General features: G+C 52.7%; 13 protein-coding genes and 17 tRNA genes. 4 read left to right on the top strand and 26 right to left on the bottom strand.

Going from position 1 to position 16,308, the window contains the following annotated elements; translation table 11 throughout:
- Positions 1-53: 53 nt before the first annotated feature.
- From ybeY to miaB, 3 genes are all read right to left on the bottom strand, one after another.
- Positions 54-515, bottom strand: coding sequence for an rRNA maturation RNase YbeY (gene ybeY, locus ACVB80_RS11540; protein WP_481081429.1), 462 nt, complete (start codon positions 513-515; stop codon positions 54-56).
- A complete protein-coding gene (locus tag ACVB80_RS11535) occupies positions 512-1,585 on the bottom strand; it encodes a PhoH family protein (protein WP_481081428.1) in 1,074 nt (357 codons plus the stop codon). Before ACVB80_RS11535 ends, ybeY begins: the two co-directional genes overlap by 4 nt.
- Before the next feature lie 65 nt (positions 1,586-1,650).
- Positions 1,651-3,075, bottom strand: a complete 1,425-nt coding sequence (gene miaB / locus ACVB80_RS11530) for a tRNA (N6-isopentenyl adenosine(37)-C2)-methylthiotransferase MiaB (RefSeq protein ID WP_481081427.1) — start codon at positions 3,073-3,075, stop codon at positions 1,651-1,653.
- A 214-nt stretch (positions 3,076-3,289) separates the two neighbouring features.
- On the opposite strand from miaB, the gene ACVB80_RS11525 reads away from it, so the two are divergent.
- Entirely contained in the window at positions 3,290-4,447 is a 1,158-nt protein-coding gene (locus ACVB80_RS11525) for a 2-octaprenyl-3-methyl-6-methoxy-1,4-benzoquinol hydroxylase (protein ID WP_481081426.1), read from the top strand.
- A 205-nt stretch (positions 4,448-4,652) separates the two neighbouring features.
- Here the strand turns inward: ACVB80_RS11525 and ACVB80_RS11520 are convergent.
- From ACVB80_RS11520 to lolB, 23 genes are all read right to left on the bottom strand, one after another.
- Positions 4,653-4,739 (bottom strand) — tRNA-Leu (locus ACVB80_RS11520).
- A 46-nt stretch (positions 4,740-4,785) separates the two neighbouring features.
- Positions 4,786-4,860: transfer RNA gene (locus ACVB80_RS11515), tRNA-Gln, on the bottom strand.
- 23 nt (positions 4,861-4,883) lie between these two features.
- Positions 4,884-4,970 (bottom strand) — tRNA-Leu (locus ACVB80_RS11510).
- A 58-nt stretch (positions 4,971-5,028) separates the two neighbouring features.
- A tRNA-Leu gene (locus ACVB80_RS11505) sits at positions 5,029-5,113 on the bottom strand.
- A gap of 52 nt (positions 5,114-5,165) precedes the next feature.
- Positions 5,166-5,240 (bottom strand) — tRNA-Gln (locus tag ACVB80_RS11500).
- Between the two features lie 26 nt (positions 5,241-5,266).
- Positions 5,267-5,353, bottom strand: a tRNA-Leu gene (locus tag ACVB80_RS11495).
- Between the two features lie 30 nt (positions 5,354-5,383).
- Positions 5,384-5,460, bottom strand: a tRNA-Met gene (locus ACVB80_RS11490).
- Between the two features lie 12 nt (positions 5,461-5,472).
- Positions 5,473-5,557: transfer RNA gene (locus tag ACVB80_RS11485), tRNA-Leu, on the bottom strand.
- A 52-nt stretch (positions 5,558-5,609) separates the two neighbouring features.
- A tRNA-Gln gene (locus ACVB80_RS11480) sits at positions 5,610-5,684 on the bottom strand.
- 17 nt (positions 5,685-5,701) lie between these two features.
- Positions 5,702-5,788 (bottom strand) — tRNA-Leu (locus tag ACVB80_RS11475).
- A gap of 47 nt (positions 5,789-5,835) precedes the next feature.
- A tRNA-Gln gene (locus tag ACVB80_RS11470) sits at positions 5,836-5,910 on the bottom strand.
- Between the two features lie 14 nt (positions 5,911-5,924).
- Positions 5,925-6,009 (bottom strand) — tRNA-Leu (locus ACVB80_RS11465).
- A gap of 30 nt (positions 6,010-6,039) precedes the next feature.
- Positions 6,040-6,124, bottom strand: a tRNA-Leu gene (locus ACVB80_RS11460).
- Positions 6,125-6,173: 49 nt separating this feature from the next.
- Positions 6,174-6,250, bottom strand: a tRNA-Met gene (locus ACVB80_RS11455).
- A 116-nt stretch (positions 6,251-6,366) separates the two neighbouring features.
- A tRNA-Gln gene (locus ACVB80_RS11450) sits at positions 6,367-6,441 on the bottom strand.
- 43 nt (positions 6,442-6,484) lie between these two features.
- Positions 6,485-6,569: transfer RNA gene (locus ACVB80_RS11445), tRNA-Leu, on the bottom strand.
- 39 nt (positions 6,570-6,608) lie between these two features.
- Positions 6,609-6,685, bottom strand: a tRNA-Met gene (locus tag ACVB80_RS11440).
- Between the two features lie 281 nt (positions 6,686-6,966).
- On the bottom strand, positions 6,967-8,058 hold the full coding sequence (ychF, locus tag ACVB80_RS11435) for a redox-regulated ATPase YchF (RefSeq protein ID WP_481081425.1): 1,092 nt from the start codon (positions 8,056-8,058) through the stop codon (positions 6,967-6,969).
- An 11-nt stretch (positions 8,059-8,069) separates the two neighbouring features.
- Entirely contained in the window at positions 8,070-8,660 is a 591-nt protein-coding gene (gene pth, locus ACVB80_RS11430; protein WP_481081424.1) for an aminoacyl-tRNA hydrolase, read from the bottom strand.
- Positions 8,661-8,851: 191 nt separating this feature from the next.
- On the bottom strand, positions 8,852-10,171 hold the full coding sequence (locus tag ACVB80_RS11425; protein WP_481081423.1) for a Na+/H+ antiporter NhaC family protein: 1,320 nt from the start codon (positions 10,169-10,171) through the stop codon (positions 8,852-8,854).
- A 296-nt stretch (positions 10,172-10,467) separates the two neighbouring features.
- Positions 10,468-11,412 carry a ribose-phosphate pyrophosphokinase gene (locus ACVB80_RS11420; protein ID WP_481081422.1) on the bottom strand — a complete coding sequence of 315 codons (945 nt, stop codon included), beginning with the start codon at positions 11,410-11,412 and terminating at the stop codon, positions 10,468-10,470.
- Between the two features lie 28 nt (positions 11,413-11,440).
- Positions 11,441-12,313, bottom strand: coding sequence for a 4-(cytidine 5'-diphospho)-2-C-methyl-D-erythritol kinase (gene ispE, locus ACVB80_RS11415; RefSeq protein ID WP_481081421.1), 873 nt, complete (start codon positions 12,311-12,313; stop codon positions 11,441-11,443).
- Entirely contained in the window at positions 12,310-12,933 is a 624-nt protein-coding gene (lolB, locus tag ACVB80_RS11410; RefSeq protein ID WP_481081420.1) for a lipoprotein insertase outer membrane protein LolB, read from the bottom strand. Before lolB ends, ispE begins: the two co-directional genes overlap by 4 nt.
- A gap of 144 nt (positions 12,934-13,077) precedes the next feature.
- Here lolB and hemA point away from each other — a divergent pair, with 144 nt between their 5' ends.
- The 3 genes from hemA to prmC are packed head-to-tail and all read left to right on the top strand — an operon-like array spanning position 13,078 to position 16,291.
- On the top strand, positions 13,078-14,334 hold the full coding sequence (hemA, locus tag ACVB80_RS11405; RefSeq protein ID WP_481081419.1) for a glutamyl-tRNA reductase: 1,257 nt from the start codon (positions 13,078-13,080) through the stop codon (positions 14,332-14,334).
- Between the two features lie 16 nt (positions 14,335-14,350).
- Positions 14,351-15,439: a peptide chain release factor 1 gene (gene prfA, locus ACVB80_RS11400; RefSeq protein ID WP_481081418.1), complete on the top strand. Its 1,089-nt coding sequence runs from the start codon at positions 14,351-14,353 to the stop codon at positions 15,437-15,439.
- Between the two features lie 3 nt (positions 15,440-15,442).
- Positions 15,443-16,291 carry a peptide chain release factor N(5)-glutamine methyltransferase gene (gene prmC, locus ACVB80_RS11395; RefSeq protein WP_481081417.1) on the top strand — a complete coding sequence of 283 codons (849 nt, stop codon included), beginning with the start codon at positions 15,443-15,445 and terminating at the stop codon, positions 16,289-16,291.
- Positions 16,292-16,308: the final 17 nt, after the last annotated feature.

The following is a 16,308-nucleotide window of genomic DNA, read 5'->3' as shown; positions in this document are numbered from 1 at the left end:
ACAAAAAGCGAGGAGTTGTCCCGCTTCATGTATCCCGTTACCCGTATCTGAACCTATTTCTCTGCAATATAGGGGTCTTCAAAACCCATAGACTGCATGATTTCTGTTTCGAGGGATTCCATCTCTTCGGCTTCCTCATCCTCGATATGATCATAACCTAGCAGATGAAGACTGCCATGTACAACCATATGCGCCCAGTGGGCATCCAGGGGCTTATTCTGCTCCTTTGCTTCAGATTCAACAACCTGGCGGCAAATGATCAGATCGCCCAGCAGGTCGATCTCCACACCTGGTGGTACTTCAAACGGGAAAGAGAGCACGTTGGTCGGCTTGTCTTTTCCCCGGTATTCCAGGTTCAGCTGGTGGCTCTCTTCTTCATCCACAATGCGGATGGTCACTTCTGCCTGAGGCTGAAACTGGCTGACCGTAGTGCTCAGCCATTTGTGAAGGTCGGCTTCTGCCGGCAGGCCCTCAGGATTTTCGACCGCAATTTGCAGGTCCAGTTCAATGCTCATGATTCACCGCCGTTGGTTTGCTGTGCCTGCAGTGCTTCGCGCTCTTCACGGCGAAGACGTTCACGCTCTTTACGCTCTTTCTGATCTTTGGCTTCCCACTTCTCGTACGCGTTAACGATGCGGGCAACCACAGGGTGGCGCACGACGTCATCGGCAGCAAAGAAGTTAAAGCTGATCTCATCGACATCACTCAGCACTTCAATTGCGTGGCGCAGACCGGAGCGGGCGCCGCGTGGCAGGTCGATCTGGGTTACGTCACCCGTGATAACTGCGCGTGAGTTAAAGCCGATACGGGTCAGGAACATTTTCATCTGTTCGACCGTGGTGTTCTGACTCTCATCGAGAATGATAAAGGCGTCGTTCAGGGTACGGCCACGCATGTAGGCAAGCGGGGCGACTTCAATCACGTTACGCTCAATCAGCTTCTCTACGCGCTCAAAGCCCAGCATTTCAAACAGGGCATCGTAAAGAGGGCGCAGGTAAGGGTCTACTTTCTGGCTAAGGTCACCAGGCAGGAAGCCCAGTTTTTCACCCGCTTCCACCGCAGGGCGGGTCAGCAGGATACGGCGGATTTCCTGACGCTCAAGCGCATCAACTGCAGCAGCAACCGCCAGGTAGGTTTTACCGGTACCAGCCGGGCCAATACCGAAGCTGATGTCATGGGTGACCATGTTCATCAGGTACTGTCCCTGGTTTGGGGTACGCGGCTTGATCACGCCTTTCTTGGTCTTGATGAATACTTCTTTGCCGTGCTCAATCGAAGACTCAGCATTCTGCTCCAGTACGCCGGATTCTTTGATTGCCAGGTGGAGCTGCTCGGGTTCAATATCCGGGATTTGGCCACGTACCGGCGCAGTATCAACATACAGGGTTTTGAGGATATCCAGGCCGGCTGCAGCAGTATGAGGTTTGCCGACAACGGTAAAGAAGTTACCGCGGTGGTTGATTTCAACGCCCAGACGGCGTTCTAAATGCTTGATATTGTCGTCAAACGGGCCACACAGGCTCGACAGACGGTGGTTATCTTCCGGCTCCAGATTGATTTCCAGAGTGACAATTTTATTGCTCAAATTTGCCTCACATTAGCAAAAAGCCCGATAACGACCGGGCTTTAAATGGATTCTTTATTGTGCGCTTATGGCGTAAAGGTTGCGACACCCAGTTCGTCTTCTTTACGGGTCTTCTCCATCATTTCAGCAGGAGAGGTCACCACACGCAGGTTCATCTCTTTCTCGGTACGTACCAGCTCACCACGCAGTGAGTTAGAGAACACGTCAACGATCTTCACGTCAACAAACTGACCGATAAGATCCGCTGAACCTTCAAAGTTTACCACACGGTTGTTCTCGGTGCGTGCACGCAGCTCCATCAGATCCTTCTTCGATGGGCCTTCTACCAGTACGCGCTGAACGGTGTCCAGCATCTGGCGCGAGTAACGCATTGCCTGGCTGTTGACCTGCTGCTGCAGCTCGTACAGGCGCTCTTTTTTGGTCTGCTCAGGCAGGTCACAAGGGTAGTCTGCCGCAGGCGTACCAGGACGTGGTGAGAAGATAAAGCTGAAGCTCATATCAAAGTCTACATCACGAATAAGCTTCATGGTGTCCTGGAAGTCCTGATCGGTTTCACCCGGGAAGCCAACGATAAAGTCAGAGCTGATGTGGATGTCCGGACGTGCTTTACGCAGTTTACGGATGATCGACTTGTACTCGATCGCTGTGTGCGGACGTTTCATCATGGTCAGAACACGGTCTGAGCCGCTCTGTACCGGCAGGTGCAGGAAGCTCACCAGCTCAGGGGTATCTTCGTATACTGCGATGATGTCATCGGTAAACTCCAGCGGGTGGCTGGTCGTAAAGCGGATGCGGTCAATACCGTCGATAGAAGCGACCAGACGCAGCAGTTCTGCGAAGCTGCAGATCTCGCCATCATGGGTAGGACCACGGTAGGCGTTTACGTTCTGACCCAGCAGGTTCACTTCACGCACGCCCTGCTCAGCCAGCTGAGCGACTTCAAACAGTACGTCATCCATTGGGCGGCTGACTTCTTCACCGCGGGTGTATGGAACCACGCAGTAAGTACAGTATTTTGAACAGCCTTCCATAATAGAAACGAACGCAGTCGCGCCTTCTGCGCGTGGTTCAGGAAGGCGGTCGAATTTTTCGATTTCCGGGAAGGAAATATCCATTACCGGCACTTCGTCTGACTGAGACTGTTTGATCATCTCAGGCAGGCGGTGCAGAGTCTGTGGGCCAAAGATCACGTCAACGTAAGGTGCACGTTCGCGGATATGGTCACCTTCCTGAGTAGCTACACAGCCACCCACGCCGATCACAACGCCAGGACGGGTATCTTTCAGAGTCTTCCAGCGGCCCAGCTGGTGGAACACTTTTTCCTGCGCTTTTTCACGGATCGAACAGGTGTTAAGTAGAAGTACATCTGCCTGGTCTGGGTCTTCAGTCAGCTCGTAACCGTTCGCCGCGTTCAGCAGGTCAGCCATTTTTGATGAATCGTACTCGTTCATCTGGCAGCCCCAGGTTTTAATTAGCAGTTTCTTACTCATCTCACTATCGCTCGTCAATCTAATCGTTGTACGGATTTATTAATTCAGTTCTACCCCCATACCGGTGGTAGCCGCGTATTGTACTGCTTTAAATACCGCCTGACCAGAGGGTAGCCAATATTCCTCTGGTGCCACATTCAGCAAGGGTTTTACTCGCTTTTAACACCTTCAGACGTACAATAGAAAACAGATATAAAATCATGGTGATAAACCTATGACAGAGACCTATTTTGATATTGCCATCGTGGGTGGCGGCATGGTGGGCGCCGCGCTGGCGGTCGGCTTCGCCAGACAGGGTAAGCAGGTAGTAGTGGTGGAAGGCCATAAACCCGAACCTTTTGCTTCCGGACAGCCGATGGATATTCGCGTTTCGGCGATCTCTCATACTTCGGTGGCGTTGCTGGACAGGCTGGGAGCCTGGCAACATACCAAATCTATGCGGGTATGCCCCTACCGCAGGCTGGAAACCTGGGAGCATCAGGAATGCCGCACCCGTTTCAGTGCGGACAGTCTGGAGCTCGACCAGTTAGGCTTTATCGTCGAAAACCGTCTGATCCAGCTTGGGTTGTGGCAGGAGTTCGCCGGTTACCCGAATCTGGTGCTTCGCTGTCCGGATACGCTGGAGTCTCTGAATGCAGATAAAGAGGGCAGTGAACTGCATCTTTCCAGCGGTGAAACCCTGAAGGCAAAATTGGTGATCGGGGCAGATGGTGCGAATTCCAGAGTCCGTCAGCTGGCAGGTATTGGCATTACGGCCTGGGACTATCGTCAGCACTGCATGCTGATCAATGTGAAAACCGAACTGGCTCAGCAGGATATTACCTGGCAGCAGTTTTTGCCATCCGGTCCGCGTTCATTTTTGCCGCTGTGTGGCCATCAGGGATCGCTGGTGTGGTATGACGCGCCAAAACGCATTCGTCAGCTGGGCCAGCTATCCAAAGAGAAACTGCGTGAGGAGATCCTGGCTAATTTCCCGAAAGAGCTGGGAGACATCGAAGTTCTGCAGTGGGGCAGCTTCCCGCTGACAAGACGTCACGCACAGGATTACTTTGCCAAAGGCTGCGTGCTGGTCGGTGATGCGGCCCATACTATCAACCCGCTGGCGGGTCAGGGCGTTAACTTAGGTTTTAAAGACGCGGACGTATTGCTGGCGATGGTGGACAAACACGGCATCACAGACAAAGCGCTGCAGGCTTATCAGAGAAAACGTAAACCGGACAATCTGTTAATGCAAACCGGAATGGATGTGTTCTACAAAGGATTCAGCAACGACCTGCTGCCACTGAAACTGGTGCGTAACGCAGCACTGAAACTGGCTGAAAATGCCGGGCCGCTGAAAGAAAAAGTGTTGAAGTATGCGCTGGGGTTGTGATCTTTAGGGTGCGAGGGGCGCTTCGCTGCGGGGTTCGAGGTCCTCGGGGGAAGCGCTGATAACTCCGTGGGTCTGGACCTGAATTATGGGTGAGCTTAATGGTTGGCAGTGTGGCGCTTTGCTTTTCCTAGTGCCCAGGGCCGAGAGCCCAGCGCCTTTCTCCAGAAAACACAAAACCCACCGCGAGGGTGGGTTTGATGTTTTTTGGTGCGGAGGGAGGGACTTGAACCCTCACGTCCTTGCGGACACTAGCACCTGAAGCTAGCGCGTCTACCAATTCCGCCACCACCGCACAATTTGTGGTTAACCTGTCTGGTGGAGACAAATCAACGTTGTAATGGCAGGTCTACCTGGATTCGAACCAGGGAATGACGGGATCAAAACCCGTTGCCTTACCGCTTGGCGATAGACCTGCAGATTTTCTGTCTGAACGATTTGGTGCGGAGGGAGGGACTTGAACCCTCACGTCCTTTCGGACACTAGCACCTGAAGCTAGCGCGTCTACCAATTCCGCCACCACCGCAAATCGCTGACAGATAATCAATGGTCTGTCAGTTAAAACTGACAATGCCATTAAATAATGGTGCGGAAGGAGAGACTTGAACTCTCACACCTTGCGGCGCCAGAACCTAAATCTGGTGCGTCTACCAATTCCGCCACTTCCGCAACATAATCTTTAGTTAACCCGATAACTGGTAAAATCGAATCAACGTTGTAGTGGCAGGTCTACCTGGATTCGAACCAGGGAATGACGGGATCAAAACCCGTTGCCTTACCGCTTGGCGATAGACCTGCAGGTATTCTTAAACTCAGCAATATTGGTGCGGAGGGAGGGACTTGAACCCTCACGTCCTTTCGGACACTAGCACCTGAAGCTAGCGCGTCTACCAATTCCGCCACCACCGCAATAATGCTGTCGCTTAAGAATGTAATAAATGGTGGCTACGACGGGATTCGAACCTGTGACCCCATCATTATGAGTGATGTGCTCTAACCAACTGAGCTACGTAGCCACTCTGAATAAATGGTGCGGAAGGAGAGACTTGAACTCTCACACCTTGCGGCGCCAGAACCTAAATCTGGTGCGTCTACCAATTCCGCCACTTCCGCAACTTATTCTGTAATCAACCCGGTAATTGGTAAAACCGAATCGATGTTGTAATGGCAGGTCTACCTGGATTCGAACCAGGGAATGACGGGATCAAAACCCGTTGCCTTACCGCTTGGCGATAGACCTGCAGATTGTGTAACCATTGGTGCGGAGGGAGGGACTTGAACCCTCACGTCCTTGCGGACACTAGCACCTGAAGCTAGCGCGTCTACCAATTCCGCCACCACCGCATTTAATGGTTATCAGGACAACCAGATAAATCTGATTATCAAAATAGTGGCAGGTCTACCTGGATTCGAACCAGGGGATGACGGGATCAAAACCCGTTGCCTTACCGCTTGGCGATAGACCTGCAGGTTGAATTCATGGTGCGGAAGGAGAGACTTGAACTCTCACACCTTGCGGCGCCAGAACCTAAATCTGGTGCGTCTACCAATTCCGCCACTTCCGCATGAATTCAGATTGTTACAGAAAATTGAGATGGTGCGGAAGGAGAGACTTGAACTCTCACACCTTGCGGCGCCAGAACCTAAATCTGGTGCGTCTACCAATTCCGCCACTTCCGCGACTCAAATTTTCTGTGGCTTACCAGTCATTTGACTGATGAGCTTAATATGGTGGCTACGACGGGATTCGAACCTGTGACCCCATCATTATGAGTGATGTGCTCTAACCAACTGAGCTACGTAGCCATCTTTTTGGAGCGAGACAATATAATACAATCTCGCGGGCAGTTCCATACTCTTTTTCAAGATTTTTACTGCCAGCAGTACTGAGTGATTGTTTAATCATCAATGCTGCTAAATAGTGGCAGGTCTACCTGGATTCGAACCAGGGGATGACGGGATCAAAACCCGTTGCCTTACCGCTTGGCGATAGACCTGCAGGTTGACGGCAAGCTCACTAAAGAGTTGCTGTCTGCAATATGGTGCGGAAGGAGAGACTTGAACTCTCACACCTTGCGGCGCCAGAACCTAAATCTGGTGCGTCTACCAATTCCGCCACTTCCGCATTTATTTCCTGAACACTTTCGAAAAAGCGCTTAGGAAATGGTGGCTACGACGGGATTCGAACCTGTGACCCCATCATTATGAGTGATGTGCTCTAACCAACTGAGCTACGTAGCCATTTCCATATTGTTTGTTCCTTTCGGTAAGTTGCCTTCTCGTTGGGAACGGGGCGCATTATGCGGATATGACCGGAAACCGTCAACAGTTTTTTTGAAGAAATTTCGAATTTAGAATCGTTCGTCCTTTTTTTAGACAAAGAGACGTATTTATGATCTAAAACTGGCTCAAAATCGCCACAGCCATTGAAAATAAACAGTTTGAAGTGTGGTGAGTGATTTGGCAGAAATAAAAAAAGCCAGCGTAAATGCTGGCTTTTTGAGCAGTTAAGTCGGTATGACTTATACGTTAAAGCGGAAGTGAATCACATCGCCGTCTTTCACGATGTACTCTTTACCTTCCAGACGCCATTTACCGGCTTCTTTTGCACCGCTTTCACCTTTGTATTCGATGAAATCGTCGTAACCAACCACTTCAGCACGGATAAAGCCTTTCTCAAAGTCGGTGTGGATCTTACCAGCAGCCTGTGGCGCAGTAGAACCAACAGGCACGGTCCATGCACGTACTTCTTTAACACCTGCAGTGAAGTAAGTCTGCAGGTTCAGCAGTTCGTAACCAGAACGGATCACGCGGTTCAGGCCTGGTTCTTCGATACCAAGGTCTGCCAGGAACTCTTCGCGCTCGTCATCTTCGAGCTCTGCCAGCTCAGATTCGATAGCCGCACAAACCGGTACTACTACCGCGTTTTCGCCTTTTGCGTGCTCGCGCACTGCGTCCAGGTACTCATTGTCTTCGAAGCCGTCTTCGTTAACGTTCGCGATGTACATGGTTGGCTTAAGAGTCAGGAAGTTCAGGTATGCGATCGCTGCCAGTTCTTCTTTAGCCAGTTCAACGCTGCGTGCCATGCCACCTTCAGTCAGGATTGGCAGCATTTTTTCCAGTACAGTGATTTCGAACTTCGCGTCTTTATCACCGCCTTTGGCACGTTTTGCCTGGCGCTGAATGGCACGCTCACAGGTATCAAGGTCAGCCAGAGCCAGCTCAAGGTTGATCACTTCGATATCTTCCAGAGGAGAGACTTTACCTGATACGTGAACGATGTTGTCGTTTTCAAAGCAGCGAACAACGTGACCGATAGCGTCAGTTTCACGGATGTTTGCCAGGAATTTGTTACCCAGGCCTTCACCTTTAGATGCACCGGCAACCAGACCGGCGATATCTACGAATTCCATCGTGGTAGGCAGGATCTTCTGCGGATTCACGATGTCAGCCAGTGCGTTCAGACGCAGATCCGGCACAGGAACCACACCTGTGTTTGGTTCGATAGTACAGAAAGGGAAGTTTGCTGCTTCAATTCCCGCTTTAGTCAGTGCATTAAACAGGGTTGATTTACCTACGTTTGGCAGACCAACGATGCCACATTTAAAACCCATGGTTTTTTACCTTATTCTGCTTTGAATGTATGTAAGCGATTTTGCGCTTTGGTTAAGCCATCTTTTAACAGGATGTCCAGACAGCGAACGGATTCATCTACCGCTGCGTCGATACACTCCTGCTCTTTGGCTGGCGCTTTGCCCAGAACGTAGCCCGCCACCCGGTCTTTATGACCCGGATGACCGATGCCCAGTCTGAGGCGATAAAAGTCTTTGTTGTTACCCATTTTACTGATGATGTCACGCAGGCCGTTATGGCCACCGTGCCCGCCACCTTTTTTGAACTTCGCCACGCCAGGAGGCATATCCAGCTCATCATGGGCGACCATGATCTCTTCTGGCTTGATCTGGTAAAACTTTGCCAGTGCGGCAACGGATTTACCCGACAGGTTCATAAAGGTAGTTGGGATCAACAGACGGAGATCCTGACCATTGACCATGATCCTGCCTGTCAGGCCAAAAAATTTCACTTCGTTTTTCAGCGTCACATTATGGACGCGGGCCAGCTCTTCTACTGCCCAGGCGCCTGCATTATGCCGTGTTTTGGCGTATTCAGGTCCCGGATTGGCCAGCCCGACAAGGAGTTTGATTGGTTGACTCAAGGTTCAGATCTCTCTTGGAATCTAAAAAGCGCGGTATGATAGCACACATCAGCACAGCTGTTGACCTTTCGCACGAAAAACGGAATAAACGGCTCTGGGCTCTGGGCTCTGGGCTCTGGGCTCTGGACGGGAGAGTAAATGAAACAAGCCTGGGTGTGGGCCAGGCTTGTTGGGTTCTGTTGATAAGAGGGTTATGCCAGGGCGTCTTTGTTCTGGCGTGCTTTGCCTGGTTTGAAGGCGGTGACCAGCAGGGCGCTGGCGGCGAGGGCCAGGCAGTAGTAGGAATGGGTGGTCACTTCCAGTGGGGAGAGTTTCATCATCGAGCCGATCAGCAGTACCTGAGCGCCGTATGGCAGCAGGCCCTGGATAACGCAGGAGAAAATATCCAGCAGGCTGGCTGAACGTTTGGCACAGACGCCGTGTTCTGTGGCCAGATCTCTGGCGATGGAGCCTGACACCAGAATGGCGACCGTGTTGTTGGCGGTGCAGCAGTTCACCAGGCTGACCAGCAGGGCAATACCCCATTCGCCGCCTTTACTGCCGGCGTTTTTCAGCATTTTACTCAGTGTTTGGGTAATAAACGCCAGTCCGCCCTGTTCTTTCATCAGGGCACTCAGGCCACCGATCATCATCGACAGCAGGAAGATCTCCTGCATGCTGCCAAAGCCTGCGTAGATGTCTTTGCTGTATTGGGTCAGGGAGTAGTCAGCCACATTACTGAGGCCAATCGCACCGGCCAGCAGGATACCCGTGGTCAGCACCGCAAACACGTTCAGGCCGGATACCGCCAGTACCAGAATGGTCAGGTAAGGCAGGACTTTCAGCCACTCAATATCGGTAGTTTCCGGCTGTGAGCCCGACGCGCTCAGCAGGGTAAACAGCACCAGTGAAACCATAGCCGCGGGCAGGGCGATACCTATGTTCTCCCTGAACTTGTCTTTCATCTCACAGCCCTGAGAGCGGGTTGCAGCAATGGTGGTATCGGAAATGATCGACAGGTTGTCGCCAAACATTGCGCCGCTCAGTACCGCACCTGCGGCAATGGCGTAATCAATCCCTGTCGCGTCGGCAAGGCCCAGAGCGACAGGAGCCAGTGCAGCAATGGTGCCCATTGAAGTGCCCATGGCGGTGGCAATAAAGGCCGCAATCACAAACATCCCCGGCAGAACCAGCCCTGGCGGTAGCAGTGACAGACCCAGGTTTACGGTCGCCTCAACGCCACCGGTCGCTTTGGCTACCGAGGCAAAGGCGCCGGCCAGCAGGTAGATCATGCACATGGCAATAATGTCACTGTGCCCCACGCCACGAATAAACTGCTCAATGGCTTTGTTGAGTTTTTCCTTACTTAGCAGGATCGCAACCAGAACAGCGGGCAGGGCAGCAACCGGTGCAGGCAGCTGGTAGAAGGCGAACTCCACGCCCTGAAGGCTCAGATAACTGCCGACACCAATAAACAGGGCCAGAAAAACCACAAGCGGTAACAGCGCTTTGGCTGACGGGGATGTGTGCATGATAATTTACTCAACAGAACAGAAAGTGGCCGCAAGGTTACAGGGGATGTTTGGATGTGTCAACGTCTGGACGTCTAAATGGCTTGTTGGGGCTCGGGGCCCTGGGTACTAGGCTCTGGGGGAGCGGGTTGGGAGTATTGCGAAAAGCTTGCGATTTTTTGTTGACGCCGGGTGTCACTGTTATCAATATCTTGCAGCGCCCAGCGCCCAGCGCCCAGCGCCCAGCGCCCAGCGCCTGATAATAAAAAACCCCGCCGTTTCCGGCAGGGTTTTTAAATCATTTCAGCCTGTTTAACTTAGTTAAACATCGCCGAGATAGATTCTTCGTTGCTGATGCGGCGAATCGCTTCAGCCAGCATGCTTGACAGGGTCAGCTGAGTTACTTTACCTGTTGCTTCCATTTCAGGAGACAGCTCGATAGAGTCGGTGATGATTACCTGGTCCAGTACAGAGGCTGCGATGTTTTTCGCAGCGTTGCCTGAGAATACTGCGTGAGTAGCGTAAGCGAATACACGCTTCGCGCCGCGCGCTTTCAGCGCTTCTGCAGCTTTACACAGGGTACCGCCGGTATCGATCATGTCGTCTACGATTACGCAGTCGCGGCCTTCAACGTCACCAATCAGGTTCATCACTTCAGAAACGTTAGCGCGTGGACGGCGCTTGTCTACGATAGCGATGTCAGTGTCGTCCAGTGCTTTCGCCGTAGCGCGGGCACGTACAACACCACCCAGGTCAGGTGATACAACAACAGGATCTTCCAGACCGCGGGCACGCATATCTTCAAGCAGTACCGGAGTACCGAAGATGTTGTCTACAGGAACATCGAAGAAGCCCTGGATCTGCTCTGCGTGCAGGTCGATGGTCAGAACGCGGTCAACGCCAACGTTTGACAGGAAGTCAGCAACAACTTTAGCAGTGATTGGCACACGCGCAGAACGTACACGACGGTCCTGGCGGGCATAGCCAAAGTATGGGATTACAGCTGTAATACGGCCCGCTGAAGCGCGGCGCATTGCGTCGATCATCACTACCAGTTCCATCAGGTTGTCATTGGTAGGCGCACAGGTAGATTGGATGATGAATACATCGCTACCACGAACGTTCTCGTTGATTTGAACAGCGACTTCGCCGTCAGAGAAACGTGATACAGTAGCATCACCCAGAGAGATGTATAGACGATCAGCAATACGTTGGGCTAGTTCAGGTGTAGCGTTACCAGCAAATAGCTTCATATCAGGCACGGTGGAAACCTCAGGTTTGCGTCCAGTTTTAGATAGATTGTGAGTAGGCTGCTTGGTATTCAGCCAATCTTTCTTTTAGAGGCGAAAGATTTACGCCTGCAGCCACAAATGCATGGGTATCATTTGTGAGCTGATTGAGTACAGATTCGGCATCTTTTCTGGTCGGAAACTCAGCAAAAACGCACGATCCGGTACCCGTCAATCTTGACGGCGCGTATTGTAGCAGCCATGAAAGTTGCTTATCAACCTCCGGATAGAGGTTCCGCACGATTTTTTCGCAATCGTTTCCGTAAGGTTCGCTCAGAAGCGTTGCCAGCTCTCGCTTTGGTGTGTTTCTTGTCAATTGCGGATGACTGAAAATTTCTGCGGTTGCGATACTGACATCAGGTCGAACTATCACATACCAGGCCTGTTTTGGCTCCGCAGGGATTAATTTTTCACCAACTCCTTCGGCAAATGCAGCAAAGCCCCGCACGAAGACCGGCACATCCGCACCAAGAGCGAGACCGATCTCTGCCAGCTCGTCATCACTCAAATTGGTTTGCCATAAAAAGTTAAGCGCGACCAGCGCCGTGGCTGCATTGGAAGAGCCGCCACCGATACCACCACCCATAGGCAGGCGTTTATCCAGTTCGATGTGCGCACCCAGCTTGCAGCCGGTTTTGGCCTTCAGCGCCATTGCAGCTTTGTAAATCAGGTTGTCCTGAAGCGGAACGCCTTTAATTTCCGGGGTCAGGGTGATTTTATCGCTCTGGTTGGCCTGAATATGCAGTTCATCGCCATGGTCGATAAACTGAAACAGGGTTTGCAGGTCGTGGTAGCCGTTGTCGCGCTGGCCGGTGATATAGAGAAACAGGTTCAGCTTGGCCGGAGAGGGCCAGTGAGTGAGTTGGTCTATCATTGCTTGATGGTCCAGTTGGAAATCGAAAGTTTGATGGTCTGGTCGCCGCTTTTCATGGTGATCAGTGCCGGCAGCAGAATGTCACCCTGTTGCTGATAGCGGTTATAGGTAATCAGCCACTGACGGCCGGAAATGTCGGCGGTCAGCTCACGGAGAGTATTGAGCTCGTTGACTTCATAGCCCGTGGCACCTTCCGGGGAGCCTTTTACCCATTGCGTCATTTGTTTAACGGGGATCTGCATGCCGGTCAGTTTGGTCACCAGCAGGTTTACGTTCGGGTGAGTAAAGGTACGGCCATCATGGGTAACGACTTTTGCGTCCATGTTATTGAAAGTCAGGTCCAGTGCGCTTTGACCAAGAAAGGTGGTCAGGGCCAGATTGCTTTTGGCCGGGCTCTGTTTCCAGTGCAGATTCAGGCTTTGCCTTTCTTCCGGGGAAATATAAGCCAGTTTGCCGCTCAGGGTGTAGTGAGTCAGACTGGCGAGTTTCTGCTGATGGGCCTGCCATTCCACGCTGTGGACCGGTTCGGGTGGCAGGCCGGCGCAACCGCCGAGCAAAAAAGAAAACAGAAGCAGAACCAGAAGTGTTGGGTTTTTATCCAGTTTGTATAAGGCTTGCACTGCCATGGGGTCCTTTGCAGTAAATATTGCCGCCACTATAGCACTGAAATCACGCTGTGCGGAAATCCCCTCTTTAAATAGCCTTTGCCATAAAGTAAAATTCTCCGTTCTGTTTATAATCCAGGAGCCGGGATTTCCCACCTCATGTCATTGCTTGCTTTAGGTATCAATCACAATACCGCTTCGGTGGAGTTGCGCGAGAAAGTCGCCTTTTCTCCGGACAAGCTGACCCGGGCTCTTGAACAGTTGCCAGGGCACGCTGCCGTGTCCGGCGGTGTCATCGTTTCTACCTGTAACCGTACCGAGCTGTATTGCACAGTCCAGGGGGACGGCAAAGCCCGGCTTATCGAGTGGCTGACCGATTTCCACGGCATTGATGCCCAGGAGCTGATGCCGAGTATCTATATCCATGAAGAACAGGCAGCAGTGAAACACCTGATGCGGGTGTCCTGCGGGCTGGACTCTCTGGTACTCGGTGAGCCGCAAATCCTCGGTCAGGTGAAGCAGTCTTTCAGTGATGCCCGTGAGCACAATGCGGTAGACCCGGCGCTGGAGAAACTGTTCCAGAAGAGCTTTTCGGTAGCCAAACGGGTGCGCACGGAAACTGATATCGGTGGCAATGCCGTATCAGTGGCCTATGCGGCCTGTACCCTGGCCAAACAGATTTTTGAATCCATGCACGATACCCGCGTTCTGCTGGTGGGTGCCGGTGAAACCATAGAACTGGTGGCGAGACATCTTGATGGCCATGGCTGTAAAGAGATGATCGTGGCCAACCGCACCAAAGAGCGCGCCCAGTCACTGGCCAGCCAGTTTGGCGCCAGTGTGATCAGCCTGCCGGAAATTCCGGATCACCTGCATAAAGCCGATATCGTGATCAGCTCGACCGCCAGCCCGTTGCCGATTATTGGCAAGGGAATGGTAGAGAGTGCGCTGAAAGCGCGCCGCCGCCGTCCGGTACTTCTGGTCGATATCGCGGTTCCGCGTGATGTGGAAGCCGAAGTCGGCGAGCTTGATGATGCTTACCTGTATACCGTGGACGATCTGCAGTCGATAGTAGAGCGCAATATCGAGCAGCGCCGCGCAGAAGCGATTCAGGCCGAAGCGATAGTTTCAGAAGAGAGCGCCGCCTTTATGAGCTGGCTGCGTTCGCTTCAGGCGGTGGACAGCATCCGCGATTACCGCCAGAGTGCCAACGAAATCCGCGAAGATCTGCTGGCAAAAAGTCTGCAGTCACTGGAGAGCGGTGCTGATCCGGCCAAAGTACTGCTTGAACTGAGCAATAAACTGACAAACAAACTGATCCATGCTCCGACCCGGGCGCTTCAAAGCGCAGCGGAGCAGGGTGAACCTGCAAAACTGACTATTATCCGCCAGAGTCTCGGACTCGAAGACTCGTAACCGAATAAAGAAAACTATGAAACCTTCAATTATGACTAAGCTTCAGACGCTGGTTGAGCGTTATGAAGAAGTGCAGCACCTGCTGGGCGACCCTGACATTATCGGTGATCAGAACAAATTCCGTGCGCTGTCGAAAGAGTATTCTCAGCTGGAAGAAGTCACCAAATGTTTCCAGGCGTATCAGCAGGCACAGGACGACCTTGCTGCTGCAGAAGACATGGCGAAGGAAGACGATCCTGAAATGCGCGAAATGGCGCAGGAAGAGATCAAGGAAGCCAAAGCCAGCATTGAATCGCTGGCGGATGAGCTGCAGGTTCTGCTGCTGCCGAAAGATCCAAACGATGACCATAACTGTTTCCTGGAAATCCGTGCTGGTGCCGGCGGTGATGAAGCGGGCATTTTTGCCGGTGACCTGTTCCGTATGTACAGCAAGTACGCAGAAAAGCGAGGCTGGCGTATCGAGGTGATGAACTCTAACGAAGCCGAACACGGTGGTTACAAAGAGATGATCGCCAAAGTATCCGGTGACGGCGCTTACGGCGTTCTTAAGTTTGAATCGGGCGGTCACCGCGTGCAGCGCGTACCGGAAACTGAATCTCAGGGTCGTGTACACACCTCTGCCTGTACCGTTGCGGTGATGGCGGAGATCCCGGAAGCCGATCTTCCGGAAATCAAAGCGGCAGACCTGAAAATTGATACTTTCCGTGCATCGGGCGCGGGTGGTCAGCACGTTAACACCACCGACTCTGCTATCCGTATTACTCACCTTCCAACCGGTACTGTGGTTGAGTGTCAGGATGAGCGTTCTCAGCATAAAAACAAAGCCAAAGCGATGGCGGTGCTGGCAGCGCGTATTATCCAGGCTGAAGAAGCAAGACGTGCGGCAGAAGTGTCGGATACCCGCCGAAACCTGCTGGGTTCAGGTGACCGCAGTGACCGTATCCGTACTTACAACTACCCTCAGGGCCGCGTTTCTGATCACCGTATCAACCTGACTATCTACCGTCTGAACGAAGTGATGGAAGGGGATATGCAGACGCTGATCGACCCAATCATTCAGGAGCACCAGGCGGATCAGCTTGCGGCTCTGGCTGAGCAAAACTAAGCGATGAGCAACACCATTGAAGCGGTGCTGAAAAGCGCCGCGCAGCGCCTGGCAGAGAGTGGCAGCGATTCGCCGTCACTCGATGCGGCCGTGTTGCTTTGCCACGCGCTGGATAAACCGCGCAGTTACCTGCTCACCTGGCCGGACAAAGAGATGACGGCAGAGCAGGAGCAGGCATTTGAAGCCCTGATGGCGCGCCGCCTGGGTGGCGAGCCGGTGGCGTATATTCTCGGTGAGCGGGAGTTCTGGTCTTTGCCGCTGAAAGTCTCAACGGCAACCCTTATCCCGCGCCCGGATACTGAGCGTCTGGTCGAGCTGGCGCTGGAACGTATTCCGCCGCGGCCATGCCAGGTACTGGATCTGGGTACCGGAACCGGCGCGATTGCCCTTGCGCTGGCCTCTGAGCTGCCGCAGCATGCAGTGACCGGTATCGACCTGATGCCGGAAGCGGCAGAGCTTGCAGCAGAGAACGCACAGCGCCTGGGTCTGACCAATGCCCGTTTTGCCCAGGGCAGCTGGTTTTCACCACTTACAGACGGAACAAAGTTTGCATGTATCGTCAGCAATCCACCTTATATCGAAAAGGATGATCCTCACCTGACCCAGGGTGACGTCCGTTTTGAACCTCTGAGTGCCCTGGTGGCAGAAGAGAAAGGTATGGCGGATCTGACTTACATTGCCGGGCACGGCCGGGCTTTTCTGGAAACAGGAGGCTGGCTGTTGATGGAGCATGGTTTTGAGCAGGGACAAGCCGTACGGGCGATGATGCAGGACTTTGGTTATACTGAAGTTGCCACCGCTCAGGATTATGCAGGGAATGACCGGGTGACTTATGGTCGCTGGGCACAATAACTAAATAAGCGAACAAC

Source organism: Vibrio sp. 9-16B-A1 (assembly GCF_056726165.1).
The sequence above is the reverse complement of the archived record's forward strand: the minus strand, read 5'-3'. Positions and strand labels throughout refer to the sequence as shown.